This window comes from Odoribacter splanchnicus DSM 20712 (assembly GCF_000190535.1).
GTDB lineage: Bacteria > Bacteroidota > Bacteroidia > Bacteroidales > Marinifilaceae > Odoribacter > Odoribacter splanchnicus.
Window position 1 is genome coordinate 3389684 of the sequence record NC_015160.1, and the last position, 25354, is coordinate 3415037.

At 43.4% G+C, this 25354-nt stretch carries 24 protein-coding genes and 1 tRNA gene; 8 read left to right on the forward strand and 17 right to left on the reverse strand.

Features of this window, described 5'->3' with window-relative positions; genetic code table 11:
* Positions 1 to 115 precede the first annotated feature (115 nt).
* The 5 genes from ODOSP_RS14295 (at position 116) to ODOSP_RS20280 (ending at position 4669) form a co-directional block, all read left to right on the forward strand.
* Positions 116 to 1666: a sensor histidine kinase gene (locus ODOSP_RS14295; protein WP_013613014.1), complete on the forward strand. Its 1551-nt coding sequence runs from the start codon at positions 116 to 118 to the stop codon at positions 1664 to 1666.
* Positions 1667 to 1709: 43 nt separating this feature from the next.
* Positions 1710 to 2399, forward strand: a complete 690-nt coding sequence (rprY, locus tag ODOSP_RS14300; protein WP_013613015.1) for a response regulator transcription factor RprY — start codon at positions 1710 to 1712, stop codon at positions 2397 to 2399.
* Positions 2400 to 2546: 147 nt separating this feature from the next.
* Positions 2547 to 2978, forward strand: coding sequence for a ribose 5-phosphate isomerase B (gene rpiB / locus ODOSP_RS14305; protein WP_013613016.1), 432 nt, complete (start codon positions 2547 to 2549; stop codon positions 2976 to 2978).
* A gap of 348 nt (positions 2979 to 3326) precedes the next feature.
* Positions 3327 to 3671, forward strand: coding sequence for a hypothetical protein (locus tag ODOSP_RS18955; protein ID WP_013613017.1), 345 nt, complete (start codon positions 3327 to 3329; stop codon positions 3669 to 3671).
* Between the two features lie 35 nt (positions 3672 to 3706).
* A complete protein-coding gene (locus tag ODOSP_RS20280) occupies positions 3707 to 4669 on the forward strand; it encodes a TlpA family protein disulfide reductase (protein ID WP_013613018.1) in 963 nt (320 codons plus the stop codon).
* 363 nt (positions 4670 to 5032) lie between these two features.
* On the opposite strand, the gene ODOSP_RS14315 is transcribed toward ODOSP_RS20280, so the two are convergent.
* The 13 genes from ODOSP_RS14315 to aspS all read right to left on the reverse strand — a co-directional run bounded on the left by ODOSP_RS14315 (position 5033) and on the right by aspS (position 18093).
* Positions 5033 to 5965, reverse strand: a complete 933-nt coding sequence (locus ODOSP_RS14315; protein ID WP_013613019.1) for an ATP-binding cassette domain-containing protein — start codon at positions 5963 to 5965, stop codon at positions 5033 to 5035.
* 29 nt (positions 5966 to 5994) lie between these two features.
* On the reverse strand, positions 5995 to 7848 hold the full coding sequence (gene mutL, locus ODOSP_RS14320; RefSeq protein ID WP_013613020.1) for a DNA mismatch repair endonuclease MutL: 1854 nt from the start codon (positions 7846 to 7848) through the stop codon (positions 5995 to 5997).
* A 62-nt stretch (positions 7849 to 7910) separates the two neighbouring features.
* A complete protein-coding gene (locus tag ODOSP_RS14325) occupies positions 7911 to 8228 on the reverse strand; it encodes a hypothetical protein (RefSeq protein ID WP_013613021.1) in 318 nt (105 codons plus the stop codon).
* Positions 8229 to 8233: 5 nt separating this feature from the next.
* Positions 8234 to 9361 (reverse strand): lysylphosphatidylglycerol synthase transmembrane domain-containing protein, encoded by a 1128-nt coding sequence (locus ODOSP_RS14330; RefSeq protein WP_013613022.1) that lies wholly within the window; start codon positions 9359 to 9361, stop codon positions 8234 to 8236.
* Positions 9362 to 9482: 121 nt separating this feature from the next.
* Positions 9483 to 9556 (reverse strand) — tRNA-Ala (locus ODOSP_RS14335).
* Between the two features lie 75 nt (positions 9557 to 9631).
* Positions 9632 to 10345 carry an endonuclease/exonuclease/phosphatase family protein gene (locus tag ODOSP_RS14340; protein ID WP_049782928.1) on the reverse strand — a complete coding sequence of 238 codons (714 nt, stop codon included), beginning with the start codon at positions 10343 to 10345 and terminating at the stop codon, positions 9632 to 9634.
* Entirely contained in the window at positions 10336 to 11292 is a 957-nt protein-coding gene (locus tag ODOSP_RS14345; protein WP_013611223.1) for an IS1595-like element ISOdsp1 family transposase, read from the reverse strand. The genes ODOSP_RS14340 and ODOSP_RS14345 overlap by 10 nt, the downstream gene beginning before the upstream one ends.
* A 133-nt stretch (positions 11293 to 11425) precedes the next feature.
* A complete protein-coding gene (locus ODOSP_RS14350) occupies positions 11426 to 11800 on the reverse strand; it encodes a hypothetical protein (protein ID WP_041556890.1) in 375 nt (124 codons plus the stop codon).
* Between the two features lie 62 nt (positions 11801 to 11862).
* Positions 11863 to 12816, reverse strand: coding sequence for a rhomboid family intramembrane serine protease (locus ODOSP_RS14355; protein WP_013613023.1), 954 nt, complete (start codon positions 12814 to 12816; stop codon positions 11863 to 11865).
* Between the two features lie 6 nt (positions 12817 to 12822).
* Complete coding sequence (locus tag ODOSP_RS14360) at positions 12823 to 13644, reverse strand: rhomboid family intramembrane serine protease (protein WP_013613024.1); 822 nt, start codon at positions 13642 to 13644, stop codon at positions 12823 to 12825.
* Positions 13641 to 15161: a PSP1 domain-containing protein gene (locus ODOSP_RS14365; protein WP_013613025.1), complete on the reverse strand. Its 1521-nt coding sequence runs from the start codon at positions 15159 to 15161 to the stop codon at positions 13641 to 13643. Before ODOSP_RS14365 ends, ODOSP_RS14360 begins: the two co-directional genes overlap by 4 nt.
* Before the next feature lie 43 nt (positions 15162 to 15204).
* The gene (locus tag ODOSP_RS14370) at positions 15205 to 16326 is read right to left on the reverse strand and encodes a DNA polymerase III subunit (protein WP_013613026.1); all 1122 of its coding nucleotides are present in this window, start codon (positions 16324 to 16326) and stop codon (positions 15205 to 15207) included.
* 21 nt (positions 16327 to 16347) lie between these two features.
* Entirely contained in the window at positions 16348 to 18093 is a 1746-nt protein-coding gene (gene aspS / locus ODOSP_RS14375) for an aspartate--tRNA ligase (RefSeq protein WP_013613027.1), read from the reverse strand.
* Between the two features lie 160 nt (positions 18094 to 18253).
* On the opposite strand from aspS, the gene ODOSP_RS14380 reads away from it, so the two are divergent.
* Both ODOSP_RS14380 and tyrS read left to right on the forward strand, forming a co-directional pair.
* The gene (locus ODOSP_RS14380; RefSeq protein ID WP_013613028.1) at positions 18254 to 18733 is read left to right on the forward strand and encodes a CvpA family protein; all 480 of its coding nucleotides are present in this window, start codon (positions 18254 to 18256) and stop codon (positions 18731 to 18733) included.
* A gap of 21 nt (positions 18734 to 18754) precedes the next feature.
* Entirely contained in the window at positions 18755 to 20047 is a 1293-nt protein-coding gene (gene tyrS, locus ODOSP_RS14385; protein ID WP_013613029.1) for a tyrosine--tRNA ligase, read from the forward strand.
* Between the two features lie 326 nt (positions 20048 to 20373).
* Here the strand turns inward: tyrS and ODOSP_RS14390 are convergent, their stop codons facing one another.
* The 3 genes from ODOSP_RS14390 to ODOSP_RS14400 form a co-directional block, all read right to left on the reverse strand.
* The gene (locus tag ODOSP_RS14390) at positions 20374 to 21060 is read right to left on the reverse strand and encodes an energy transducer TonB (RefSeq protein ID WP_013613030.1); all 687 of its coding nucleotides are present in this window, start codon (positions 21058 to 21060) and stop codon (positions 20374 to 20376) included.
* A 157-nt stretch (positions 21061 to 21217) separates the two neighbouring features.
* Complete coding sequence (gene hflX / locus ODOSP_RS14395; protein ID WP_041557471.1) at positions 21218 to 22447, reverse strand: GTPase HflX; 1230 nt, start codon at positions 22445 to 22447, stop codon at positions 21218 to 21220.
* Between the two features lie 134 nt (positions 22448 to 22581).
* Positions 22582 to 23274 (reverse strand): energy transducer TonB, encoded by a 693-nt coding sequence (locus ODOSP_RS14400; RefSeq protein WP_013613032.1) that lies wholly within the window; start codon positions 23272 to 23274, stop codon positions 22582 to 22584.
* 207 nt (positions 23275 to 23481) lie between these two features.
* On the opposite strand from ODOSP_RS14400, the gene ODOSP_RS18960 reads away from it, so the two are divergent.
* Positions 23482 to 24162: a 4'-phosphopantetheinyl transferase family protein gene (locus tag ODOSP_RS18960; protein ID WP_147347633.1), complete on the forward strand. Its 681-nt coding sequence runs from the start codon at positions 23482 to 23484 to the stop codon at positions 24160 to 24162.
* Between the two features lie 24 nt (positions 24163 to 24186).
* Here ODOSP_RS18960 and ODOSP_RS14410 read toward each other — a convergent pair whose 3' ends face one another.
* Positions 24187 to 25191, reverse strand: a complete 1005-nt coding sequence (locus ODOSP_RS14410) for an aspartate-semialdehyde dehydrogenase (RefSeq protein ID WP_013613034.1) — start codon at positions 25189 to 25191, stop codon at positions 24187 to 24189.
* Positions 25192 to 25354 lie beyond the last annotated feature (163 nt).

The window sequence follows — 25354 nt, forward strand, 5'->3', positions numbered from 1 at the left end:
AATCGACCTTCCCTCTAGTAAAGTGTTAAAATCGGCTAGTGTTATGAAGTAACGTTATAGGTTAAAGTGTGTTAAGTGTGCAAAGTGTTAAATTTGAAGTGTTAAATTTGTGGGTATGAGAAAAAAACAGATTATCATACTAGGTGTGGTTTTAGGTCTGTCATTGTTGGGATTGATCTTTACACAGGCGAGGTATTTTCAAACGGCTTTTCAGTTGAAAAAAGCACATTTTGATTATCTCGTCAATAAATCTATCGACCAGGTAACGACTTATTTAGAAGAGAAGGATAAGCAGCAGATGGCCGAAGAAAAGAAAAACGAAATCCACCATCTGGGGAAAAATGGAGTCGTCCATGAAATGCCCCGGGCTCTGGATTTACGTCCTGGGCTCAATGTAAAGAATGATATGAATATTGTCATCGATTACAGCCGCTTCCCCATCGGTTACGACGAAAGGATAGAGAATGTATGGGAACTGTTCGGACAGAAAGGCAATCGGAATCTCCAGAATTCTATCCAGAAATCCCGCCAGGAAATCAAAAACAGTCTGGGAAAAGAATATGATCTCGTGGTTAAAAAGATTCCCGAAATGCCCGAAAAATCGATCGAAGAACGATTGGATGGCAGCGATCTCAAAGAGATTATCGGTGAACGTTTAAGGAATAACGGTGTCAAAATTCCTTTCGAGTATGCGGTAAAAGAGAAAGGGGAATTTATCCTCATGTCACAAAACTTCTTCAATCAGCATTCCGATTACACCTACAACCGGAAAATGAGTTTTGGACAACAGCAGGAACCGGCCACCCTCTTTCTGATTTTTCCCGATCAGTCACATGATCTGTTGTCTTCTGTCGTCTTGTTATTGCCCAGTTTGATCATCACCATTTTGTTGGTGTTGTGTTTCGGATTCTGTATCGTAGTCATCGTTAAACAGAAAAAATTATCTGCGATCAAGAACGACTTCATCAATAATATGACACACGAATTTAAAACCCCGATAGCGACCATTTCTTTGGCTGCACAAATGCTTAAAGACGGGGCTGTGAACAATTCCCCCTCTACCATCGACCATATTGCCGGGATTATCCGCGATGAAAGTAAACGGCTCACTTTCCAGGTAGAAAAAGTGCTCCAGACCGCTTTGTTTACCGAAACCCGGATGAAACTGAAACTAAAAAATGTCAATCTCAACGAGGTTGTTGAAAATCTTGTGACAAAATTTAGCCTGCGTGTAGAAGATAAAGGAGGACAACTCTATAGTTATTTAGAGGCTGACCAGGATGAAGTTTATGCTGATGAGGTACACATCACGAACGTAGTATCCAATTTATTGGATAATGCGATAAAATATTGTACTAAAGTTCCGGAGATCAGTGTTTACACCCGGAATAAAGGTCAGGAAATAATTATTAGTGTGATAGACAATGGCATAGGAATTGCTGCGAAAGAGCAAAAGCTGATTTTCGAACGTTTTTATCGGGTTTCGACCGGTAATTTACATGACGTAAAAGGATTCGGCCTCGGATTATCCTATGTAAAAACTATCGTGGAAGCACACGGAGGGCGTATCGAAGTGGAAAGCGCTGAAGGAAAAGGAAGCCGATTTGATATTATTTTACCATTAACCTCAAAAAAACAAAAAGTAAAGAGAACTTTATTTTTCTAAAAGCGTATATTTTTCAGAGAATTTATTTAAAAACTAAATAGTTATGGAGGAGAAAATAAAAATTTTATTAGCAGAAGATGATACGAATCTGGGTATGCTCCTGAAAGAATATCTGAGGGCAAAAGGATTCGAGACTGTTTTATGCGAAGATGGGGAGGTAGCTTATGAAGCCTTTCTGAACCAGCCTTTCGATATATGTATCCTGGATGTGATGATGCCTAAAAAAGATGGCTTTACCCTGGCTAAGGAAATTCGCCAGATCAACAGCGAAATTCCAATCATTTTCCTGACGGCTAAAAATATGAAGGAAGATGTCCTGGAAGGCTTCAAATTAGGGGCTGACGACTATATGAGCAAACCTTTCAGTATGGAGGAGTTATTACTCAGAATCGAAGCCGTACTGCGTCGTTCTACCGGACTCAAACCTGAAGATGAACAGGAAATCTTCAAAATCGGTAAATTGACCTTCAACTCTAAAAAACAGACCCTGTTCGATGGAGAAGAAGAACAAAAACTGACGACAAAAGAGTCTGAGCTCTTGAAATTATTATGCCAGAATGTCAACAAAGTGCTCGAAAGAAATTATGCACTCAAAAACATCTGGGCCGACGACAATTATTTCAATGCCAGAAGTATGGATGTTTACATCACCAAATTACGTAAACACCTTAAAAAGGATCCTTCTGTTGAAATCATCAACGTTCACGGTAAAGGATATAAGCTTATTCTCTAAAAAAGAAATATTTTCTTTGCGGGTATTCGGAAGAATACCCGTTTTTTATTTGCTTTCCTTAAGGATAAAACTTTAACTTTGTATTTCAGAATAATCACATCGTTGTAACAGTTTGCACGTTGCGACTATAATAACAAATCGATAGAAATGAAAATAGCTATTGCCTGTGACCATGCCGGTTACGAATACAAAGAAAAATTAGTGGCATTCCTTCGCCAGAAAGGTTATGAAGTAAAAGATTTCGGTACACATTCTGCTGAAAGTATGGATTATCCCGATACTGCCCATCCGATGGCTGCTGCTGTTGAATCCGGCGAGTTCGAGAGAGGAATCGCGCTCTGTGGGAGTGGGAATGGGATTTGTATGACTGTCAATAAACATCAGGGTATCCGGGGTGCACTCTGTTGGACGACCGAAATCGCCTGGTTGGCACGCCTCCATAACAATGCCAACGTATGTTGTATCCCTGCCCGTTTTATCTCCTTCGACGATGCTCAGGATATCGTCGAGCGTTTTCTGTCTACCGAATTTGAAGGCGGAAGACACCAGAGAAGAATCGAGAAAATTCCCCTAAAATAAGGATTTATATTCTGTTTGAAATAAACAACTAGCGGCTGTCTATCGGAAGAATCAATTTTTTTTCTGTATATGAGAGTTTGATATTTGAATAGACATGTTTTATTTGTTTATCATAAAAATTGAAGGTGGTGATTTTATTTGATTTTTTAGGATTTGATTTTAAATATTCGGCATTTGTAAAATGGTGACAGGGCTAAAAAGAATGGTTTTAATCCTTCCGGTGAATGGAAGTAAAGCACTGGTGATTACGGAAGAGAGTGGTTAAATAAAGGTTAAAGCTCCCTATTTTGATCCGATCACAATCGCAGTTTATTAAATTCGCTCATCTTAAACTAAAATTATAGTAATATGATGAAATTCTCTTTCCTTGCTATTCTTATAATGGCTCTCATGTCATGTAATAATGCATCTAAAACTACTGTACGGGTTCATCTCGACAAACCCCAAGGTGAAATCAAGCCTCAGTTGATAACCAAGGATTCTACTTACGTGATGGCTTTGGATTCGACGAATACTGCCCTTTTTGTGATGGCTGAAAACCTTAAGCCGGGTTACGCTACCGTTGTATTGGGTAGAATGCAGGTGCCGGTTTATGTTGAACCGGGCAAAAGTTTCGACGTTTCTGTAAAATTCGAAGGTCGTCGTATGATTCCTGCATTCACCGGTGAAGGCGCTAAAAAAATGAATACCTGAATAGTCCGGCTTTACGGTTTAGCCCCGATTATAAGTTGGAAGAAGCTGAATTTTTGGCCTCTTTAGACGAACAAATAAAGAAATTGAATGAAAATTTGGATACCCTGGGATTCGACCCGCAGTTCAATCAGTTAGAGAAAAAAAGATTGGCTTATATGGTTTATGGACCGCTTCCTATTTATCCCCTTTATCATCCCTACTATGCACAGGCTCCTGATTTCAAGCCTACCGATGCTTTCTACAATAAATTGGTTTCTGCAATTACCGAAGATGAAGCTTTGATTGGTATGAATTGGTATCAGGAGGCGTTGATCGGTCGGGTTCAGGCGATGGCTGCTAAAGATCTGGAAGATCGCGATAATCTGACTTTCACGAAAAAACAATTGGATTACGTTGAACAAAACTTCAAAAATCCTGCAGTTGTTGAATATTTGGTCGATCAAATCGTTACCGCTTATGTGAAAGATTCCGGTGTCGATCATTTGGCTGAAGTTGCTCCGGTATATAGTGCTAAAGTTACCGATCCTGCAAAAAAAGCTAAATTCGACGAATTGTGTGCAAAATGGGCTAGAATTGCCGTTGGACAGCCTTCACCGTCTTTCAAATATCTCGACATCAATGGCAAAGAGGTTAGCTTAGCCGATTTGGCCGGAAAATATGTCTATATCGACACCTGGGCTACCTGGTGTGGACCTTGCCGGGGTGAATTGCCTCACTTGAAAACTTTAGAAGAAAAATACGGAAAAAAGAATATTTATTTCGTAAGTATTTCTTGTGACCGCGACAAAGCAGCCTGGGAAAAGATGGTAAAAGAAGATAAATTAGGAGGTATCCAGTTGCACAACGGTGGCGACAATACTTTTATGGATGCTTATATGATTACCGGAATTCCTCGTTTTATCCTTTTGGATAAAGAAGGAAAAATCATCAATGCAAAGATGACCCGTCCTTCAAATCCTGAAACAGCTAAAACTTTCGACGCTCTGGAAGGAATCTAATCAGCCGTTTTTCAAATCGGTTGTCCTCGAATGAATACCCCCTGAAAGTTTTATTACAAGCTTTTAGGGGGTATTTATATGTCGAAATAAATGAGTTGGTGTATTTTATAAACTCATTCTATTTATCTTTTAAGTTACTACCGTTGACTTATCTTCTACATTTTTGTAACTGTTCAAACCTCTGTAATTATTTAAAAACCTACATTACCATGGATTAGTGTCACTTCGTTCCGGATCCGTATCTCCTTTTAGGTTGGCAAGCCTTGGATTGTGGTTGGTAATCTCGATCCGGAATGTAGTTTCGTCAACCGGTATCGAAGATGTGCCGATCTGCACGGCGCTGATCGGTCATCTCCGGCTACGTTAATCTTTTCCCGGCTTTGCCGGAAAATTCTGTGTATATCGGTGGAAAATATCTTCCAGCTGATAAACTTCTGTATGCAATGCGATAATCGGACAGCGGCGAACGGCAGCCTCGAAAAACAAGGCTTCCCGTGGATCTTTCCCTTGAGGGGAAGTTAAACGCCAGCAGTTCGGAGCCTGTTGTGAGGTGTGAGTGAACAGTTCGCTTTTACTTAGCCAGTGTGTATCGCTTCCCGGGCTGAATTCAACGCGAAGTACCATCCCTTCGTCTGCATGTGTACAGATCTCTCCGATCGGTCGGTCCGCAACGATTTTTCCCTGGTTAATGATTATTACCCGGTCACAAATCGCTTCTACCTCCTGCATAATATGGGTCGATAACAACACCGTCTTCTTTTTTCCGGTTTCTTTGATCAAATGCCTGATCTCTTCCAGTTGGTTCGGATCGAGTCCCGTCATCGGTTCGTCCAGGATCAGAATCTCGGGATCGTGCACCAAAGCTTGCGCTAATCCCACTCTCTGCCTGTATCCCTTCGATAATTGTCCTATTTTTTTTTGAATTTCCGGCTCGAGTCCGGTTCGCTCTATGATCGCATTCACCTTGGCTACAGGCCGGCCGACACGATAAAGCCGGGTCACGTGAAGCAGATATTCCCGGATATACAGATCCGGGTAGAGTGGGTTTTGTTCGGGTAAATAGCCGATAATCGCTTTGATTTTCAGCGGATTTTCACGCAGATTCATCTCCTTGATCCTTACTTCTCCCTGATAGTCGTTCAGACAGCCGGTAATGATTTTCATGGTAGTAGATTTACCGGCTCCATTAGGTCCTAGAAAACCGCATATTTCACCTTCTTCCAGCCTGAAACCGATATCGTCCAGCGCCTTTTGCCGGCCATATGCTTTACTGACATGCTCTAATATTACCGACATATTCTTTTCGATTAAACGCGACTCTGTTTTTATTTAAACCAACTGTTCACATCCTCATAATTCAGAATGTGGATGATCGTTTTGCCGTCTGCAGTGAAATTATGATGTTTACAGGCAAAAAGATTACCGGTCATTTCATTCATTTCCTCACAGCTGAGTGCCGTATTGTAACTGATTGCCGAGGCCTTTGCCAAAGCCAGTACCACCCGTTCTTTCATCTTCTCCCGGATACTGCCCTCCGTGTTTTTATAATGTTCGATCAGTTCGATCAGCACTTCCTTCGCCCGGGTATAAGATAAGTCCGGTGGGGTGGCATGTATGGCATAACCGTTTTTACCGAAAACATTTAATTCGAACCCTAAATATTCCAGGTCTGCAAGAATTTCTCCTACCAGCATAAAATCGCCTGCCGACAACTCCAGTATTTCCGGGAACAGACTCTTCTGCCCCGTTACCTTTTGCGTATTCAGGGTCGTCATATATTTTTCGAATAAGATGCGTTCGTGGGCTCTTTTCTGGTCGATCAGCATCAAACCGCTTTGTACCGGCGTAACGATATACCGGCCTTTCAGTTGGAAATAGCAATTCGTATGCGGTACCACCGGATTGATATTTTCGGTCATTTCCGGTATCGAAGTCTGAATCGATTCCTCCTTTTCCTTTAAGCCGTCGAATAAGATATCCCAGTTGGCCGGTGCTTTTTCCTGGTGAAAACTGCTTGCCGTGCGACTGGGATGTTCGAAATCCGAATCCTGTGGATTAAGCTTACTGCTGCTGTAATTGAAAGGATTATAGTTCGGATTATAGTTGATTCGCGGAACATAGGGGGCTGCTGGCTTCTCCGTAGGAATGAGTTCGATACTTCCAGCCGTATCGAAGTCCAGGGGAGGAGTGATATTGAATTTTCCCAGGGCTTCCTTGATACCTGCCAACAGGATTTGGAAAAAATCCGTCTCATTCTGGAATTTGATCTCCGTTTTCGTCGGATGTATATTGATATCGATTAAAGACGGATCCACCGTAAAATAGATGAAATAGGAGGGGATACAATCCACACCGATCAGTCCCGAATAGGCCTCCGTCACTGCTTTATGAAAAAACGGATGCTTCATAAAACGGTTATTGACGAAAAAATATTGTTCGCCATAAGTCTTTCGGGCTTGTTCCGGACTGCAAATGAAACCTTTGATATCTACCAGACCCGTGGCACAATCGATATTGATCAGTCTCGAATTGATCGACTTGCCGAAAATATTTACGATCCGCTGACGTAGTCCCGAAGGGGATAAGTTGTAGATCACATTTCCGTTGTTCGACAAACAGAAGCTGATCTCCGGATTCGTCAAAGCTACCCGCAGAAATTCATTGGTAATATTGCGCAATTCCGTCGTATCGGATTTCAGAAACTTCCGGCGGGCAGGAATATTATAAAAGAGGTTCCTGACCGAGATGTTCGTACCTTTCGGACAGCTGACAGACTCCTGATTTTTTAGTTCCGAAGCCGCGATAAAAATCGAGGTTCCCAATTCATCTTCTTCCTGCCGGGTTTTTAATTCCACTTCCGATACCGAAGCGATAGAGGGAAGGGCTTCTCCCCGGAATCCTAAGGTGTTGATACTGAATAAATCCTGTGCCGAAGCGATTTTTGAGGTTGCATGCCGTTCGAAAGCCATCCGGGCATCCATGTTCGACATGCCTTTCCCATCGTCGATCACCTGTATGATCGCTTTCCCGACATTCTTCAACACTACCTGAATATGCTTAGCTCCTGCATCGATCGCATTCTCCATTAATTCCTTGACAACAGAGGCAGGACGTTGTACGACTTCTCCTGCTGCTATCTGATTGGCTACTGAATCGGGTAAAAGATGAACGATATCCATATTGATTGATGTAGTTAAGCTAATGTGCCGTTATATGATAGGACAAAGATAATGGATATTTGTCAAAGTCCCAGAAATCGCAGGATACCGTCCGGATTCTTTACAAACACATAAAAGGCCATGATGAACAACAACGTCAGGATCATAAACAAACGCAGCGCATAATTGCTATTCAGCCCGTTACGGTTCGCCTTCCGTTTTTCATACTCCTGTCTGAATTGTCCTTTTATATTCGGGATATAAGTTTTATCGTCGTCCTTTAAGCCGAGTTCTGCTTTTACCCTGCGCTCCCGTTCTTCCCGTTCTTCTTTGGCAGGATCCCAGTAGCGGGGTTTCAGATTGAATCTTCTGTATTCCGGTTTTTTAAATATCAAAAACATAATTACTACTGATTTTCAAGGTTATGATTTAAATCGTCCGATGGGGTAGAAGCTGTCGATGGTTTCGGACGTCCGCCGAAATGTTGCCCTATCCATTTCGGTACGATAAAAACACCTACGAACAGATAAGGATAATAAGTGATCAGACGCCATACGATGGCCATAGCGATCGCTACACCGGCTCCTCCTCCTATAATAAAGGAACCCAGATATTCTTTAAATACGAATTCGGCAAAACCGCTTCCTCCCGGAGTCGGACTGATCAGCATCATGATCCACATAATCAGTTGCCGGGCAAAAATCAGAAATTGAGTCGCCCAATCCGTATCCTTCAATACAAAAAAGGCCATTAAGATCGCATTCACTACCCAATACCGTGCCGTCCATGAAAAGAAAGTGGCTCCGAAAGTCTTCAGCCAGAAAGAAAACGGCATATGACGCAATTCGTAAGAGTTACGGATGATATCCGAACCTGCTTCGTTGGCACTGTGCCGCCATTTACGTAAAAGCTTTAATTTGAAACATTTCATCAATAGATATTTCAGCCCCCGGGGATTCTTGAAAAGTCCGTAACTCAGAATTAAAAGATATACCAGCTTGATCGAATAGCCGCCCACTGCAAACCAGATCAGGCTTTTGCTTACTCCTGAACTCACTCCCGACATCTCCCACAACCCGCTCGAATCCACGCAAAGCAGAATAATCGGAAACATCAGAATAAAATAAAGCTCGTCCAGAAAAGAAGTAGCCATGACAATAGCCGAGCTGCGTCCTACTTTGATCCCCTCTTTATTGACAAAAAGAATAGCGAGACTGGTACCGCCGATCGCTGAGGGAGTTACCGCCGAGGTAAATTCCCAAAGAAAAATAATCCGGATCGACTTGATCCAGCTCAAACGATCCCCCGAAAGAACCCGGATACGGATAACGTACCCCAGATCACGGATAAACATACACATCACTGCTACGGAAAGCCAGAACACCGAGCTCCAGCCGAAAGAAATTTGCTCGAAAGCAGTGAGATCGAATTCCCGGTATAGCATATACGACACAACACCCAGACCGATAATGACCGGGTAAATGATCTTATAGGGACTGATCTTACGGGTTAGTTTTTTATCTGATTCTTCCATAAAACGAATAATAAGAATTCGATAAAACAATAAAGTCCATAAAGTTAATGGAAAGTTTCCTGATAAGGAATACCTTCGGTCATAAACTTTATGAACTTTACAAACTTTAAGAACTCTGGAGTGGAGAGTATCGGGGTCGAACCGACGACCTCTTGCATGCCATGCAAGCGCTCTAGCCAACTGAGCTAACCCCCCATAATTTTCTTTAACGCTGCAAAAATAGAATAATTCCCCAAATCCACCAAATAATCTTCGGAATTTTCTGATAAATCAACTTCCCTTCCTTATCTTCACCTTGATCGGATAATGATCCGAAAGCGTGATATCCTCCCGGATATAACCCACCGTATATAGTGTCGGGGAATGTAAGACGTAATCGATGCGGAAAGAGGGAAACTCTCCGATGTAAGTATTGCCGATGCCCCGGCCTTTTTCAATAAAACTATCCGTTAACTTCCTGCTTAATTGCCTGTAAGTATAGGAGAGAGGAGTATCGTTGAAGTCGCCGCACAATATCACAGGATAAGGGCTTCCGTCGATATGCCGTTGAATTTCCTCCGCCTGATGTGCCCGGTTTTTGTTCGCTATCATTAAGCGTGTCGTGAGATTCTTCACCCCTTCGGGGATATCGTTACCTTTCAGCCCTGAGCTGATTTCTTTCATAAATTGCCGCTCCTTCTTGCCCAGCTTGTAGGATTCCAGGTGAACACTGTACAACCGCACCGTATCTTTTCCTAGCTTGAAATCTCCGTAAATACAAGAACTGCTGTAACCAGGGGCGAAAGTCAGGTGTCCTTTGTGCAGAATCGGGAGCCTGGAAAAAATAGCCATATCCTTCTCGATATAATAATAGGGGTAGGTATGCAATTGTTCGATTACCGTTTTCCGTCGGTCCGGATTCCCGTTCATTAGAAATTCCTGCAAGCAGATCACATCCCCGTCGAATTTATTCAGATAATTGAATAATTTAATGATTATCCGCATGATGTCCGTCTATAAATTTTCGACCTAAAGTCGGTGTTATAGTTGATAGCTGTGAAAGCGAGTCTATCAAATAGTTTTTCATCGAGATAGCGTCTGTTGAATTTATAGCAGAACTCATTCAGATAGTATTGTAAGTATTCGTTTTTAAGCTTATGATGAACGTCCAACAGAAGCCTTTTGGCATTGCTTATTGCAATATGCACCCAGGGCAGGAAGACTTTAACCGCTTCTTTGCCGGAAGTGACCGCCTTATGGCTCTTGACGAGTTTATCAAACTTGATATATGATGTGGAATCGTCTGTAGTCAGTTCTACTGACGGCTCCAGTTGCTCTTTGACAACCTTGGTAATTGTCTTCGACCCCAAATCTGATATGACCTGCATTTTGAGGTGTCCGACTGCTTTATTGGGTCTTCCTCTCTTGGGAGTTTTCGTAGAATAGGAGCTTTCAACCATGACCAGAATCCTGGCTTTCCTTTGACTGCCACGACCTCTTTTCAACGGTTTGTCCTTTTCTTCTTCTTGAAGCTCCACAGTGAAGAAACCTTCGTCCAGTTCTACAGAACCGGTCAGGCGGTAGCGTTCATCACGCTTTCCCATGACATCCCGAAGCTTGCAGACCATCTCCCAGATGGGTTGATAACGTTTGTGACCTAACTGGCGACGGATTTCCTCTGTTGAAAAGGATTTCTTAGTGCTTGTTAGCAGGAACATGGCTGCTATCCAGTAACGGAAAGGCAGCTTGCTATGTTCCATAACAGTTCCGGAGCGTAATGATTGCCTATGATGGCAGTGCTTGCACTCAAAAACAAGTTTATTGGCATCCCAGCGATGTTCCGTACAGCCACAATGTTTGCAGACAATACCTGATTGTTCCCTCTGTTCCTTCAGATAAGCAATGCAAGATGCTTCATCGGGGAACCGTTGCATGAAATTTAGTATGTTCATAATGATATTTCGGATTAAAACAACATTATGAATATACTGAATTTCAGCAAAATACGCAAATATTTTTGTATAAATATTTATCATTAAAACATTCGTATGATGTTAAATAAATTAACGGACATTATACGGATAATCATAATAATTTTTCCCTCGTGTTTTTCTGATTACTCCAGCCATACACATCGAAATAACGGATATTGTACGACAAGAGCGACAAATCGTACGAAGCATCCCCTGTTTCGGTTTTCGCTGTCCCGTAGTAAGTCCTGAAAGTCGGATACCCGATCGCAATCACGACTACGATCTGCCAGGTCCTCCGCTTCCAACGGAAAATCCAGTACAGTAAAAGGATAAAATTGCCGATCAGAAGATAAGGATAAGCCAAACCCAGTAACGAAAAAAAGACAAAGGTATTGGGGTTGATTATAGGGGAAAGATATGCTCCTATTAACCCGAACGCAGCGATCAAACTGACGATATATACAATCTTATCCAATATTTTCAGCATAGTAGGGAAAACACTTCTGGTTTGATAAAGAACTGCTATCTGGTTTACTTACCTCCATAAAATCAGTTTTTAGCCTTGAAGAGGATTGCTTTTTCTTCCCGGGTCAGGCTTTCGTAACCCGAACGCGAGATTTTATCCAGAATCTCGTTGATCCGTTCTTGCTCGTTCTTCTTATGGGCATTGTATTCCCGGTCGTTCATTTCCGAGACATGCTTCTTATACCTCACCCTCATCTTCTTCTTCCGCTGGAAGAGCCGTCCGATCCCTTCGAAAAAATTCACGATTCCTGAAGCAAAGTCCCGGTTTCTTCTCACTCCCACGATAAAGAACCACCCGAACAGGGCTCCGCCTAAATGGGCGATATGTCCCCCCGCATTTCCCGAAGATATACTCATAATATCGATCAGGGCGGTAAACAACGCCAGATAAACCAGTTTCACCGGTCCGAGCAGGAAAATATAGACCTTATGTTGCGGCAGATAAGTACATACCGCAAAGACGATTGCCATCACAGAAGCCGACGAACCGATAGCCCACGAGGTCAGCCGTAGCGCCGGGCGGGGGAAAGGACTGATTTGAGGCTCACTGAAATAAGGGAAAATATTATAGGCCGCAATATACAGCAAACCTCCGAATAGGCCACCCAAAAGATAGACACCTGTTAATTTACGTTCCGTAAAGTAATTCAGGAAAAAACTCCCGAACCAATAAAGCCATAACATATTGAACAACAGATGTAAAAAATCGAACTGAGTAAACATATAGGTGAAGATCGTCCACGGACGGCTCAATAAATACTCCGGATCTGCCGGCACGCCGATCCATTCCAGCAATGTCGGATAAAATTCTTCTCCTTTCCCCAACAACAACATCATGATATATATCAACTTCAAAGCAAGAAAAATCCCGCAATTGATATAAATCAGACGGGTGAGAGAAGAACCCTTCCGGAAAGAATTTTTGATCCCTTCCCGGATTCCTTCTGAAAAATTTCCGCCGTAATTGTTGTAATACATCATCTCTTAATAGAACCTTCGCCTGTTTTTACTCCAGTATTTGACCATAAAGAAACCGAACAACATCCCTCCCAGATGAGCGAAATGGGCTACATTGTCCGTTGCGCTATTCTGCATGCCCAGGAAAAGCTCCAGCAGACCGTATCCCAATACAAAATACTTTGCTTTGATCGGAATAGGTATAAACATCAGATACAATTCCGTATTCGGAAACAGCATTCCGAATGCCAGCAAGATACCGAATATCGCTCCCGAAGCCCCGATCATCGGGACATTTACTTTCAGTTCTACGATCTGACGGAAGAGTTGTTTCCCTGCTACAATGTATTGTTGCGAATCCGGATTGTTGGTCCAATTATCCACCACCTCCCACACCCACTGGGCCGGATGGCCTAGCTGACGCTCCACAAGCTGCGCTAAAAGCGCAGGAGAAGGCGCATTCTGGAAGGCATAATATTGCTCCATCAGCCGGTGGATTTCCAACCAGCCGACCGCACTATTCAGCAAGCCCGCTCCGATACCGCAGACAAAATAGAAAATCAGAAAACGCTGCGTTCCCCATACCGATTCCAGTATCCGGCCGAACATAAAAAGAGCGAACATATTGAAAAACAAATGCCCGAAAGACCCGTGCATAAACATATGTGTAACATATTGCCATGGGCGCCAAAAGACAGATTGCGGCAAATGAAGTCCTAATAGATGGGCTGTATCCACATGCATCCGGCTATCGATAAACATACTCAGAAAGTACATCACGATGTTCAGAATCAATAAAATTTTGACAGCAGGGGTAATACCGGTAAAAGGACGATAGTTTTGCATCATTGTTCAGTTTTGGATTGTGAATGCTGATCGGTTCGTGGCTTGGGCCTTTGTATAGGTCTCGAATCTCTGCGCTGATCCTGTCTCGGGCCGTTACGGAAAGGCCGTTGTCCTCCCCGTTCTCCGTTTCTTTCATTTTTTTCGTTACGGGGAGTGTTAGAGTTTCCATTTTCACGATTATTATTATTTCGTTGCCTGGAATGACGCTTCTTCTGCTTCTTTTCGTCGAAACGGTTCAGGCTTTCTTCTCCCACGCCGTCCGTATATTTTATATCTGTCGGGGTATTTCCGCTTTCTTCTACCGCTTTTGGAGGAATAATTCCTTTCCGGTTCATCGCGATGATTTCCTTTACCCGTTTTACCGGAATCTGGATAAAAATACCCTTCCCTTCTTTATCCGTACTATAAGACGTCATCTGACCGAAGATATCCGTTTTTTGATGGTAAAGCAAACCCTCTCCCGTATTTAAAGTAATATTGGTCGAAGGGAAATCTTTCTGCGCATCGACGTACGCATCCACTTCATAGTTCAGACAACATTTCAGTTTCCCGCACTGTCCGGCCAGCTTCTGAGGATTCAGCGAAATATCCTGATAGCGGGCGGCTGAGGTCGACACCGAAATAAAATTGGTGATAAAAGTCGAACAGCATAATTTGCGTCCGCAGGGACCGATACCCCCGATTCTGCCTGCTTCCTGACGTGTCCCGATCTGTTTCATTTCGATACGGATATGGAAAGTCTCCGCCAACACCTTGATCAGCGTCCGGAAATCCACCCGGTCGTCTGCGATATAATAAAATATAGCTTTTGTTTTATCTCCCTGATACTCCACATCACCGATCTTCATATTCAGTTTCAGGTCGGCTGCGATTTTCCGCGAACGGATCATCGTATCGTGCTCTAAAGCAATGGCTTGTTGCCATTTCTCGATGTCGTGGGGTTTGGCCTTCCGGTATACCTTCTTCAGCGGATTCCGCTCGAGATCCACCCGTTTGATCCGGATTTGTTCCTTTACCAGTTCACCCGATAAAGATACCACCCCGATATCGTGTCCCAAGGCTGCTTCAACCGCCACGATATCTCCTGCTTTTAAAGCTAGTTTCGACGGATTGCTGTAAAACCCTTTCCGTGTATTTTTAAACCTTACTTCTACGATCTCCGGGGCACAATCCGTCGCAGGCAGATCTTCCAGCCAGTCGTATACCGTCAATTTCCCCGCTAGCAAACGATGGTCGATTACCGGTACATCCCGCCGCGGATGCTTCGTATGAAGTTCCTGAATTTCCTCTTCTTCCTCTTCTTTTTTCGGGACTGTAAATTCCCCGGCTTCGATAATTTCTATCTCTTCCGTCTCTTCGATCTCTACGGCTTCCTCCGTCGGTTCTCCCGGTTGTTCACGGGGCTCCCCGGTCGAAGGCCCCGATTGCTCAGGCGTCGCTTTGCCGTTTACTTTTTCTTGCCCGGGCGAAACGAATTCTTCTTCCTGGCTTATATTTTCGTTATTGTGTATATCGTTCATAAATTGATTTTTTCATTATATATTATTGTACGTGAAAACAGTTTCAATTGGGTCTGATATTTTGCATGACTTTTATGCAGAGATCCGTAAAAATGATTTTTGCATTTCCGTTCCGGCTGATGTCGCTATAAGCACGCTCGAACTCGTTGCTCAATGGAATGACATTTCCTTCATGTACATAAGGGGCAAAGCGTTGTGAGAAATTTTTTTCCCGTTCCGTCATATAATTCAGTTGCTCCAAACCGAAATTCCGGACAAAATTTTCCCGGATCATCCGTGAGGCATGCGCTAAGAAATTCTTTTGCCTTTCTCTTCCAAGGCTGCATATTTCATTGACCCATTCATTTACCGGAAGCATTTTTCTTTCCCAGCACAGCCGCATGAGGCTGATAAATTTTTCCTGGTTGTAAATTTGCTCTTCTGTTTCGTCCAGCAACCGCAGGGCTTTATACCAGTTCCCCGAAGCCACATGGGCATATTCTTCCGCTTTTTGTGCAGCGATTCCTTTTTCAGCTATCAGCTGTCGTTGTATTTGCTCCTGATGCAGGGGAGGAATGTGAATACGCTGCAAACGCGATTGTATCGTATTGATGATCTGTTCCGGATGCTCCGAAACCATCAGAAACAATGTCTTGTCGAACGGCTCCTCGATGATCTTTAACAGTTTGTTCGAGCATTCCGGATTCATCTTTTCCGGCAACCACATCACCAGAATCTTATAATCCGATTCGAATGATTTCAGGTTCAGCTTACGGAGAATATTGGCACTTTCTTCGGTATATATCGCGGCTTGTGCATTATCCTCTACTCCCATTTCCGTATACCATTCTTCCAGACCGAAATAATTCGTCCGCGTCAGCAGACGCCGCCATTCGTTGATATATTCATCACTGACCGGGCTTTTTGTTTTCCGGACAACCGGAAATACAAAGTGCAGATCCGGATGGATGTATTTCTGTATTTTCCTACATGAAGGGCATTCTCCGCAGGCATCTTCTTTTTTATCACCTGTGCAAAAGACATATTGGGCGAATGCCAAAGCCAAAGCCAGAGAACCGTATCCCGTTTCTCCGGCAAATAGTTGGGCATGACTGATCCGACCCGTCCGGAGAGAGGTGATCAGTCTTTGCTTGATATCTTCATGTCCGATTACATCCTTAAACACTTGTATGAATTTAGGGGTAAATCATTGATTCAGTTTAATGCCTAATTCCTTGAATTGCTCGACCGAAATCTCCGACGGAGAATCGATCATCACATCCCGGCCCGAATTGTTTTTCGGGAAAGCGATGGTGTCTCGAATGCTGTCCAGGCCTGCAAACATAGAAACCAAACGGTCGAAACCGAAGGCGATACCACCGTGAGGAGGAGCGCCGTATTTGAAAGCATTCAACAGGAAACCGAATTGTTTTTCAGCTTGCTCCGGGGTAAATCCCAGGCATTTGAACATCCGTTGCTGCAATGCTGTATCATGGATCCGGATAGAACCTCCCCCTACTTCCACGCCGTTGATCACCATGTCATAGGCATTCGCTCTCACATCTCCCGGCCGTGTTTCCATCAAATCGATATCCTCTGGATTCGGAGAGGTGAACGGATGGTGCATCGCATAAAAACGTTGTGTCTCTTCATCCCATTCCAACAACGGAAAGTCGACGATCCATAACGGTTTGAATACATTTTTATCTCTCAATCCCAGCCGGTTTCCCATTTCCAGACGAAGCTCACACAACTGGGGTAAAGTTTTGTTTTTCGCTCCGCATAAGATTAGGAGCAGATCGCCCGGTTGAGCTTGGCAGGTGTCTAGCCATACTTTCAGCTCTTCGGCCGTATAGAATTTATCTACCGACGATTTTATGCTGCCGTCTTCATTGTATTTGACATACACCAATCCTTTCGCTCCTACCTGCGGACGCTTCACGAAATCGGTCAGCTCGTCCAGCTGCTTACGGGTATACGAAGCACAACCCGGGACACAAATCCCTCCGATATATTCTGCACTGTTGAATACTGCAAAGTCCTTGGTTCGGGCCAGACGGGTCAGGTCTGCGAATTTCATACCGAAACGGATATCCGGTTTGTCACAACCATATTGCTCCATCGCTTCATGCCACGTCATCCGCGGAAATGCCGGGATATCGATGCCTCTGATTTCTTTAAAAAGATGGCGGATCATATCTTCGAAAATACCGAGCACATCTTCCCGTTCTACAAACGACATTTCACAGTCGATCTGAGTGAATTCAGGTTGACGGTCTGCCCGAAGGTCCTCGTCCCGGAAACATTTCACAATCTGATAGTATCGGTCGAAACCGGCGACCATCAACAGTTGTTTGAAAGTCTGCGGGCTTTGCGGTAATGCATAAAACTGTCCCTGATTCATCCGCGAAGGCACCACAAAATCACGGGCTCCTTCGGGAGTACTCTTGATCAATACCGGCGTCTCTACCTCCATAAATTGCTTGCCATCCAGAAAATTACGTACCAAATGCGCCATCCGGTGACGCAATTCCAGGTTCCTGCGCACCATTTGCCGGCGTAAATCGAGATAACGGTATTTCATCCGGATCTCGTCACCCCCGTCCGTATTGTCTTCGATAGTAAAAGGAGGTATCTCCGAACGGCTCAGAATCTTTACCGTATCTAAGATAATTTCGATCTCTCCTGTAGGTATTTTATTGTTTTTACTGGCTCTCTCCACCACCTTACCTTGAATTTGAATCACAAATTCCCGTCCTAACTGTGCCACTTGTTTTTTTATCTCTTCAGAAGCAGATTCTTCTGCCACCAATTGGGTAATTCCGTATCTGTCGCGGAGATCGATAAATGTCATGGCTCCCAGGTTTCTGATTTTCTGAACCCAGCCACTCAAACAGACATTCTCGTTTACATTTTCAATCCGAAGTGCTCCGCATGTGTGTGTTCTGTACATTATATTTTGTTTTTATAAAGTGATATATTAACAAGGGGGTATAAGAACCCTATTTACCAATTGGCGAAAATACTAAGAATTTATCAAATAATAGAAAATGAAAGGGAAAAATGCTCCCGATAAATTCGTATCTTTGAAACCCGTTTAAATCGGATTTGCCATGAACTATATTGACATTGTTATTCTCTTGTTTTTACTATACGGCGCTTTCCGTGGATTCTCGAAAGGATTGATTATCGAGGTCGCCACTTTAGCCGGGCTGATATTGGGGGTTTTCATTGCCATACGCTACAGCCCTTTTACCGAAGGGATATTGAAAGACTTCCTGAATATCACGTCCCGTTACTTGTCTTATATCGCTTTGGCCGTTACCTTCCTGTTGGTTGTGATTGCAGTCTATTTGCTGGGGAAGATGTTGACCAGACTGGTCGATATTATTTCGTTGGGGTTGGTCAATAAACTGCTTGGCACCCTCCTCGGTATCGCAAAATATTTCATTATGGTTTGTGTACTTTTAATGATTGTCGATGCTTTGAACGATAAATTCCATTTTATCAGCGAAGAAACCAGGGAGAACAGTTTGTTATTCGATCCTTTTCTTAACTTTGCACAACAGATGTACAACACGATCCGCTTTTGAAACGATATAAAATAGAATACGATGAATTTTGTTGATGAATTAAAATGGAGAGGCATGATTCATGATATCATGCCGGGAACAGAAGAACTATTGGCTAAAGGACAAACTACGGCATACGTAGGTATCGACCCGACTGCCGATTCTCTGCATGTCGGACATCTGGTCTCTGTGATGATGATGAAACACTTTCAGATGGCCGGGCACAAACCGATTTTTATTATCGGTGGAGCTACCGGTATGATCGGCGATCCTAGTGGCAAATCACAGGAAAGAAACTTATTGGACGAAGAGACTATCCGTAAAAATATGGCCGGGATCAAAGCTCAGTTATCCCGGTTTATCGATTTCAACTCCACTGCTTCCAATGCTGCTATTATGCTGAATAACTACGATTGGATGAAACAATTCTCATTTCTGGATTTCATCCGTGAAATCGGTAAGCATATTACCGTCAACTATATGATGGCTAAAGATTCCGTAAAAAAACGCCTCAGTAGCGAGTCGGCCCAGGGTATGTCGTTTACAGAATTCACCTATCAGCTGGTGCAGGGATACGATTTCCTTCATCTGCGTAAAAACTACGGTTGTATGTTGCAGATGGGAGGTTCCGACCAATGGGGAAATATTACTACCGGAGGCGAATTGATCCGTCGTAAAGAAGGGCTCGACGCTTATGGCTTGACCTGGCCGCTGATGACCAAGAGTGATGGAAAAAAATTCGGGAAAACCGAATCGGGGAATATCTGGTTAGATCCCGAACGTACTTCCCCTTATAAATTTTATCAGTTCTGGTTGAATACCACCGATGAAGATGCCGCACGTTATGTCAAAATCTTCACCATCCTGCCTCCCGCTCGGATCGATGCTTTGATCGCTGAACACCGGGAAGCTCCGCACCTCAGGAAATTACAGAAAACCCTGGCAAAAGAAATTACTTGCCTGATCCATGGGGAAGAAGCTTACAACCTGGCCCTGGAAGCCTCCCAAATCCTCTTTGGGAATGCAACCTCCGAGACCTTGAGGAAAATCGATGAAAATACTTTCCTGTCCGTATTCGAAGGGGTTCCCCAATACGAAATTGCGGCGGCCGATTTAAAAGCAGGTATCTCCATTGTCGACTTCTTAGCCGATAAAACAGCCATCATGTCTTCCAAAGGAGAAGCCCGCAGAGCTTTGAAATCCAATGCTATCGGTATCAATAAAGAAAAAGTACAGGGTGAAGAAACCATCATCGGTGAATCTCACCTCATCGACGGAAAATATATCCTCGCCCAAAGTGGCAAAAAGAATTATTTTCTCGTAATCGTTAAATAACGGCTCCATAAAATACAAGAGGGTGTCCAAAAAGGCAAAATACCCCCTTGTAGAATCGGATATTTGATTTCAGTCTCCAATAGGGATACGAATAAATCGAGGGTGCCAAATACTTTTTGGACACCCTCTTGTATTCTTTAGGCAGTTATATACATGTTTATACTTATAAACTTACATTTTGGGTAAATTATGTATATAAACACCTTTTTTATTTCAACTCTCCCCCCAACTCATCAACTCAGTAACTCAATAACTCAGTAACTCAATAACTCAGTAACTCATCAACTCAGTAACTCATCAACTCAGTAACTCATCAACTCATCAACTCAGTAACTCCCTATCTGAAATGCAATCGGAAGCGTATAAGCCACCCTCACCGCTTTGCCTCTTTGTTTACCGGGTTTCCATTTCGGCATCACCGACACCACTCTCACCGCTTCCTTATCCAAAGAAGCATCTACTCCGCGCACCACTTTGATATTGCTCACACTGCCGTCTTTTTCAACCACAAACTGAACGAATACTTTCCCCTGTACCCCGTTCTCAAGGGCAATTTGAGGATACTTCACATGCTTTGAGAGCCATTTTTGTATATTCTCCGGAAATACCGGCATATCCTCGCTCGGCACGAAAGCGATTACTTCGTCTGTGTCGTATTCCTCATCGTAATTCAAATTGTTCAGGTCGAAAGATTCTTTATTATTACTTTCGTCATCTGCATCGATGATATCCAGATCGTCCGGCAAAGGATCTGTTTCATCCACAATTTCCAGTAAATCGAAAGGCTTCGGGGCTGGGGGAGGAGGTGGGGTAATCTGATGCATCATGGTGATCGGTACCATCTCGATTTCGGTCGGGATTTCAGATACCGTGACGAAATCAGCGGGTTGACGCCCGGAAACTTTCCATTCGAATGCGAATAGAATAGTACCCAGGGCAAGCATAAGACCTATTTCCAAAAAAATATTTTTCTTGTTTTCAAGGTCTGCCTGAGGTGATTTTTTTACTTCCATAATCTTTCATTTTAATGTTTCCAGACTTTTCCGGTTCATTAAAAATAAAAGAATATGTTAAAAAAACAAAATTGTGAATGATTGATTTTAAGTATTTGTTAATATTAAAACGTTTTCATTGAGATGTTGTCTTAATATTAACAAATAGTAAAGAAACCTACTCCTCTGTTTCCGGATTGTTTTCGGTATAATCCTGGTATAAAAAGTCATTATAGGGGAATCGTGCCGAATGGATCTCTTTGACGATATCGTAAAGCTTTTCTTTCAGTTCTTCTATATTCTCCTTTTTAACGGCCGATATATATACGGTTTCACTTCCCTGTCGCGACATCCACATTTGTTTCAGGTCGTTCAGACTATAGTTTTCTCTGGTCACAGGGGTTAAATCGTCTTCCTCCTTCTGTACATAATGAAAAGCGTCGATTTTATTGAAAATGATAATCGTCGGTTTGGGTTCTTTGATCAATTCTGCCAGAGTAGCATTGACCACCTTCATCTGATCTTCGAATTGCGGATGGGAGATATCCACGACATGAAGAATAACGTCTGCCTCGCGCACTTCGTCCAACGTAGATTTGAACGATTCCACCAGGTGATGGGGTAATTTACGAATAAAACCTACCGTGTCCGCCAGCAAAAACGGCACATTTTTAATCGCAATTTTCCGCACGGTCGTATCTAGTGTAGCAAACAATTTGTTTTCTGCAAATACATCCGATTTACTCAGCAGGTTCATCAACGTCGATTTTCCGACATTCGTATAACCTACCAAAGCGACACGCACCAGTTTACCCCGGTTTTTCCGTTGAATGACCTTTTGTTTGTCGATCTTGGTTAGTTCATTTTTCAAACGGCTGATTTTATCCCGGATGATCCGGCGGTCGGTCTCGATTTCCGTTTCTCCCGGTCCTCTTAATCCGATACCTCCTTTTTGTCTCTCCAGATGTGTCCACATTCCGGTCAGACGCGGAAGTAAATACTGGTATTGAGCCAGTTCCACCTGGGTTTTGGCATGTGCCGTACGTGCCCGGCTGGCAAAAATGTCCAGAATCAGGTTCGTCCGGTCCAGCACTTTGATTCCCGGAAAGACAGATTCTATATTTCGTAACTGTGTCGGGCTCAATTCATCGTCGAAAATAACCATATCTACCGGGTTTTCTTCGGTGTAAGCTTTGATTTCTTCCAGTTTCCCTTTGCCGATAAAAGTGGCATGTACCGGTTTATCTAAATTCTGTGTGAAAATTTTTACCGTTTCTGCTCCCGCTGTCTCTGCCAGAAATGACAATTCGTCGAGATATTCGGTCATCTGCTCGTAGGTGATCCCTTCCGATTGAAGGGCTACTCCTACTAATATCGCTTTCTCTGCTTCCTGATCCGTATAATACATATAAAATAATAAAATTTGAAGGCTGCTGCAATAACGTAAAACAGAGGCCTGCTGTTTCGGCATTCACCTTTTTCATGACAAAAGAAAGGGCTGACAAAAGATGACAGCCCTTTATAAATTTGATCGATAATCTGCTAATTGTTCGATAACTGGAAGTTGATCGGCAGAGTGTAGGCTACACGTACAGGTTTACCTCTCTGCTTTCCTGGTTTCCATTTCGGCATCGACTGCACAACACGTACAGCTTCCTTATCCAAAGAGGCATCTACTCCTCTCGCTACTTTTACGTCGGTAATAGAACCGTCTCTCTCGATCACGAACTGAATGAAAACTTTCCCCTGAATACCGTTTTCCATGGCCAGAACCGGATATTTTACATTCTTCGCAATCCATTTCGATACATTACCACCCGGGAAACTCGGCATATCTTCAACTACCTGGAAAATCTCTGACTCTCCGGTATTCTCTTCACCATATTCTCCAAAATCGGCGACATTTTCTATCACCTGGTTCTCCGATTGGTCTTCTGCGTCTAAAATTTCAAGATCATCGTCGATATTGGTGTCATCCTCTACAATATCGATCAAGTCCGTCAATTTCGGGGCTGGAGGAGGAGGAGGTGGAGGTTTTAGCATTTGTTGCGTAATCGGAATAATCTCATCTTCTATCTGTTCTTCAGCGGGAGTCTGAAATGGAGTTACTTGTTCGGTGGAAGATTTCCATTCAAAAGCAAATAACAGCACCGCTAAAGCCAGAGTAAGTCCGATCTCGAAGAAAACGCCTTTCTTCCCTTCCAGATCTGCTTTCGGTGACTTTTTAATTTCCATGATATTAAATTAATGTATTTATGTTGTCTTTTTTCTAGGGGGTAAAAGTAAAGAAAATCGGATTAAATACCAATATTTCAAACGTTTTTTTTGAATGAAACGTTAAATTTTCAAGGAACTGTTTTGTCAAATCTTAAGGATTTTAACAATTTTACGATTTTTTTTCTCCAAGCTTATCGTATTTTTGTAATCTTTATTTCAACCGACATGCTTAAAATTTATTATTTACGGATTTCCGATTTTCAGCATCTCTCCGAAGATGAACTGTTTCCGTTAGTAGGTGAAGACACGGTCCGGAAAGTAACCGGATACAAAAATCCCGGAGTCAGGCGTACAAAATTATTGGGTGAGGGGATGATTCGGCGGTTATTGTTCCGTTTGTGGGGACTGCACAAAGAAGATTACCTCATCCGTATAGGTGAACATGGTAAACCATTGGTGGAGAGCCGGTTTTCGGTTTGGTATAATTTATCGCATTCCGGTGATTATATCGTGGCGGCTTTTTCGCATCTCGAAGTCGGAATCGATATCGAGCAAAAAAGGAAAGCCCGCATGGAAGTGGCCCGGCGTTTTTTCCATCCTGCAGAAATTCAGTGCCTGCAAAATCTTGCCGGAGATGCGCAGGATGAACTGTTTTTCCGTTATTGGTCCGTGAAAGAAAGTTTTTTAAAATACACCGGTAGCGGCTTATCCTCCCCCTTGTCCGGTTTCGAAGTCCGCTTCGACGATCATCGGCCCCGCATATTTCAGTCAGAAAACCTTCGAAATCTCTCTATCTCTGCCTGTCCGGTCGATCCCGCATACAAATGCTTCGTTTGTGCAGAGACTACCGAAGAACCCGGGATCTTTCCATTCCTCGTCCCGGATCTCTTCCTGCCGGATGAATAACCGTTGTTATTCGCTTCCTTCCGTTTAAAGTCCTTTTTTACACAGATATTCGGCAATCTGTACTGCATTCAGAGCGGCGCCTTTTTTGATTTGGTCACCTACTAACCAGAAAGTCAATCCTTTTTCGTCCGCCAGGTCTTTGCGGATACGGCCTACATACACCGGATCTTTGCCTGATAAGAAAAGAGGCATCGGATAATCCTGTTCTGCCGGATTGTCTTGCAATACCAGACCTTCGGCACGGGAAAAAGCTTCCCGGACTTCCTCTACCGAGAGCGGGCGTTCTGTTTCGATCCAGATACTTTCCGAATGGGCCCGTAAGGCCGGTACTCTCACACAAGTAGAGCTTACCCGGATATCCGAATGCATGATTTTCCGTGTCTCGTTGAACATTTTCATTTCCTCTTTGGTATAGCCGTTATCCGTGAAAACGTCTACCTGAGGAATCAGGTTAAAAGCCAGTTGATAGGCGAATTTCTCCACCGTAGGTGTTTCCCCTGCCAGGATTTGCCGGTACTGATTATACAGTTCGTCCATAGCTGCTGCGCCTGCGCCGCTCGCTGCCTGATAGGTCGATACACGGGCCCGGGTGATGTGGCTCAATGGTTCGATGGCTTTTAAGGCAACCACCAGCAGGATAGTCGTACAGTTCGGATTCGCGATGATGCCACGGGGACGGTCGAGAGCATCTTCCGGGTTGACCTCCGGTACCACCAAAGGTACCTCTTCGTCCATTCTGAAAGCACTCGAATTATCGATCATTACAGCCCCGTATTTGGTGATCGTTTCGGCAAATTCTTTCGAAGTACCGCCTCCGGCCGAAACGAAAGCTATGTCGATGTCCTTAAAGTCGTCGTTGTGTTGTAAAAGTTTTACAGTCAGCGGCTGACCACGAAACAGGTATTGGGTGCCGGCGCTCCGTTTCGAACCGAATAACACCAACTCATCCATAGGAAAATTTCTTTCTTCCAATACGCGCAGAAACTCTTGTCCTACTGCTCCACTTGCCCCGACGATAGCTATTTTCATATTTTCAGGTTTTAAAAATGTATGATTATTGGATTGCAAAATTAATGTTTTGATGATCTCTAAAAAATATCCCGGTCGTTTTTTTCATCAAACATACTGTGTGTTTAATTTTAAACATCGGCTTTCCCGATAAACCTGTGTTTCCTCGGAGATTCCGGTTGTT

Coding starts and splice junctions, on each gene's coding strand:
- ODOSP_RS14295 (WP_013613014.1), top strand. CDS start 116: ATGAGAAAAAAACAGATTATCATACTAGGTGTGGTTTTAGGTCTGTCA.
- rprY (WP_013613015.1), top strand. CDS start 1,710: ATGGAGGAGAAAATAAAAATTTTATTAGCAGAAGATGATACGAATCTG.
- rpiB (WP_013613016.1), top strand. CDS start 2,547: ATGAAAATAGCTATTGCCTGTGACCATGCCGGTTACGAATACAAAGAA.
- ODOSP_RS18955 (WP_013613017.1), top strand. CDS start 3,327: ATGATGAAATTCTCTTTCCTTGCTATTCTTATAATGGCTCTCATGTCA.
- ODOSP_RS14315 (WP_013613019.1), bottom strand. CDS start 5,965: ATGTCGGTAATATTAGAGCATGTCAGTAAAGCATATGGCCGGCAAAAG.
- mutL (WP_013613020.1), bottom strand. CDS start 7,848: ATGGATATCGTTCATCTTTTACCCGATTCAGTAGCCAATCAGATAGCA.
- ODOSP_RS14325 (WP_013613021.1), bottom strand. CDS start 8,228: ATGTTTTTGATATTTAAAAAACCGGAATACAGAAGATTCAATCTGAAA.
- ODOSP_RS14330 (WP_013613022.1), bottom strand. CDS start 9,361: ATGGAAGAATCAGATAAAAAACTAACCCGTAAGATCAGTCCCTATAAG.
- ODOSP_RS14340 (WP_049782928.1), bottom strand. CDS start 10,345: ATGCGGATAATCATTAAATTATTCAATTATCTGAATAAATTCGACGGG.
- ODOSP_RS14345 (WP_013611223.1), bottom strand. CDS start 11,292: ATGAACATACTAAATTTCATGCAACGGTTCCCCGATGAAGCATCTTGC.
- ODOSP_RS14350 (WP_041556890.1), bottom strand. CDS start 11,800: ATGCTGAAAATATTGGATAAGATTGTATATATCGTCAGTTTGATCGCT.
- ODOSP_RS14355 (WP_013613023.1), bottom strand. CDS start 12,816: ATGTATTACAACAATTACGGCGGAAATTTTTCAGAAGGAATCCGGGAA.
- ODOSP_RS14360 (WP_013613024.1), bottom strand. CDS start 13,644: ATGATGCAAAACTATCGTCCTTTTACCGGTATTACCCCTGCTGTCAAA.
- ODOSP_RS14365 (WP_013613025.1), bottom strand. CDS start 15,161: ATGAACGATATACACAATAACGAAAATATAAGCCAGGAAGAAGAATTC.
- aspS (WP_013613027.1), bottom strand. CDS start 18,093: ATGTACAGAACACACACATGCGGAGCACTTCGGATTGAAAATGTAAAC.
- ODOSP_RS14380 (WP_013613028.1), top strand. CDS start 18,254: ATGAACTATATTGACATTGTTATTCTCTTGTTTTTACTATACGGCGCT.
- tyrS (WP_013613029.1), top strand. CDS start 18,755: ATGAATTTTGTTGATGAATTAAAATGGAGAGGCATGATTCATGATATC.
- ODOSP_RS14390 (WP_013613030.1), bottom strand. CDS start 21,060: ATGGAAGTAAAAAAATCACCTCAGGCAGACCTTGAAAACAAGAAAAAT.
- hflX (WP_041557471.1), bottom strand. CDS start 22,447: ATGTATTATACGGATCAGGAAGCAGAGAAAGCGATATTAGTAGGAGTA.
- ODOSP_RS14400 (WP_013613032.1), bottom strand. CDS start 23,274: ATGGAAATTAAAAAGTCACCGAAAGCAGATCTGGAAGGGAAGAAAGGC.
- ODOSP_RS18960 (WP_147347633.1), top strand. CDS start 23,482: ATGCTTAAAATTTATTATTTACGGATTTCCGATTTTCAGCATCTCTCC.
- ODOSP_RS14410 (WP_013613034.1), bottom strand. CDS start 25,191: ATGAAAATAGCTATCGTCGGGGCAAGTGGAGCAGTAGGACAAGAGTTT.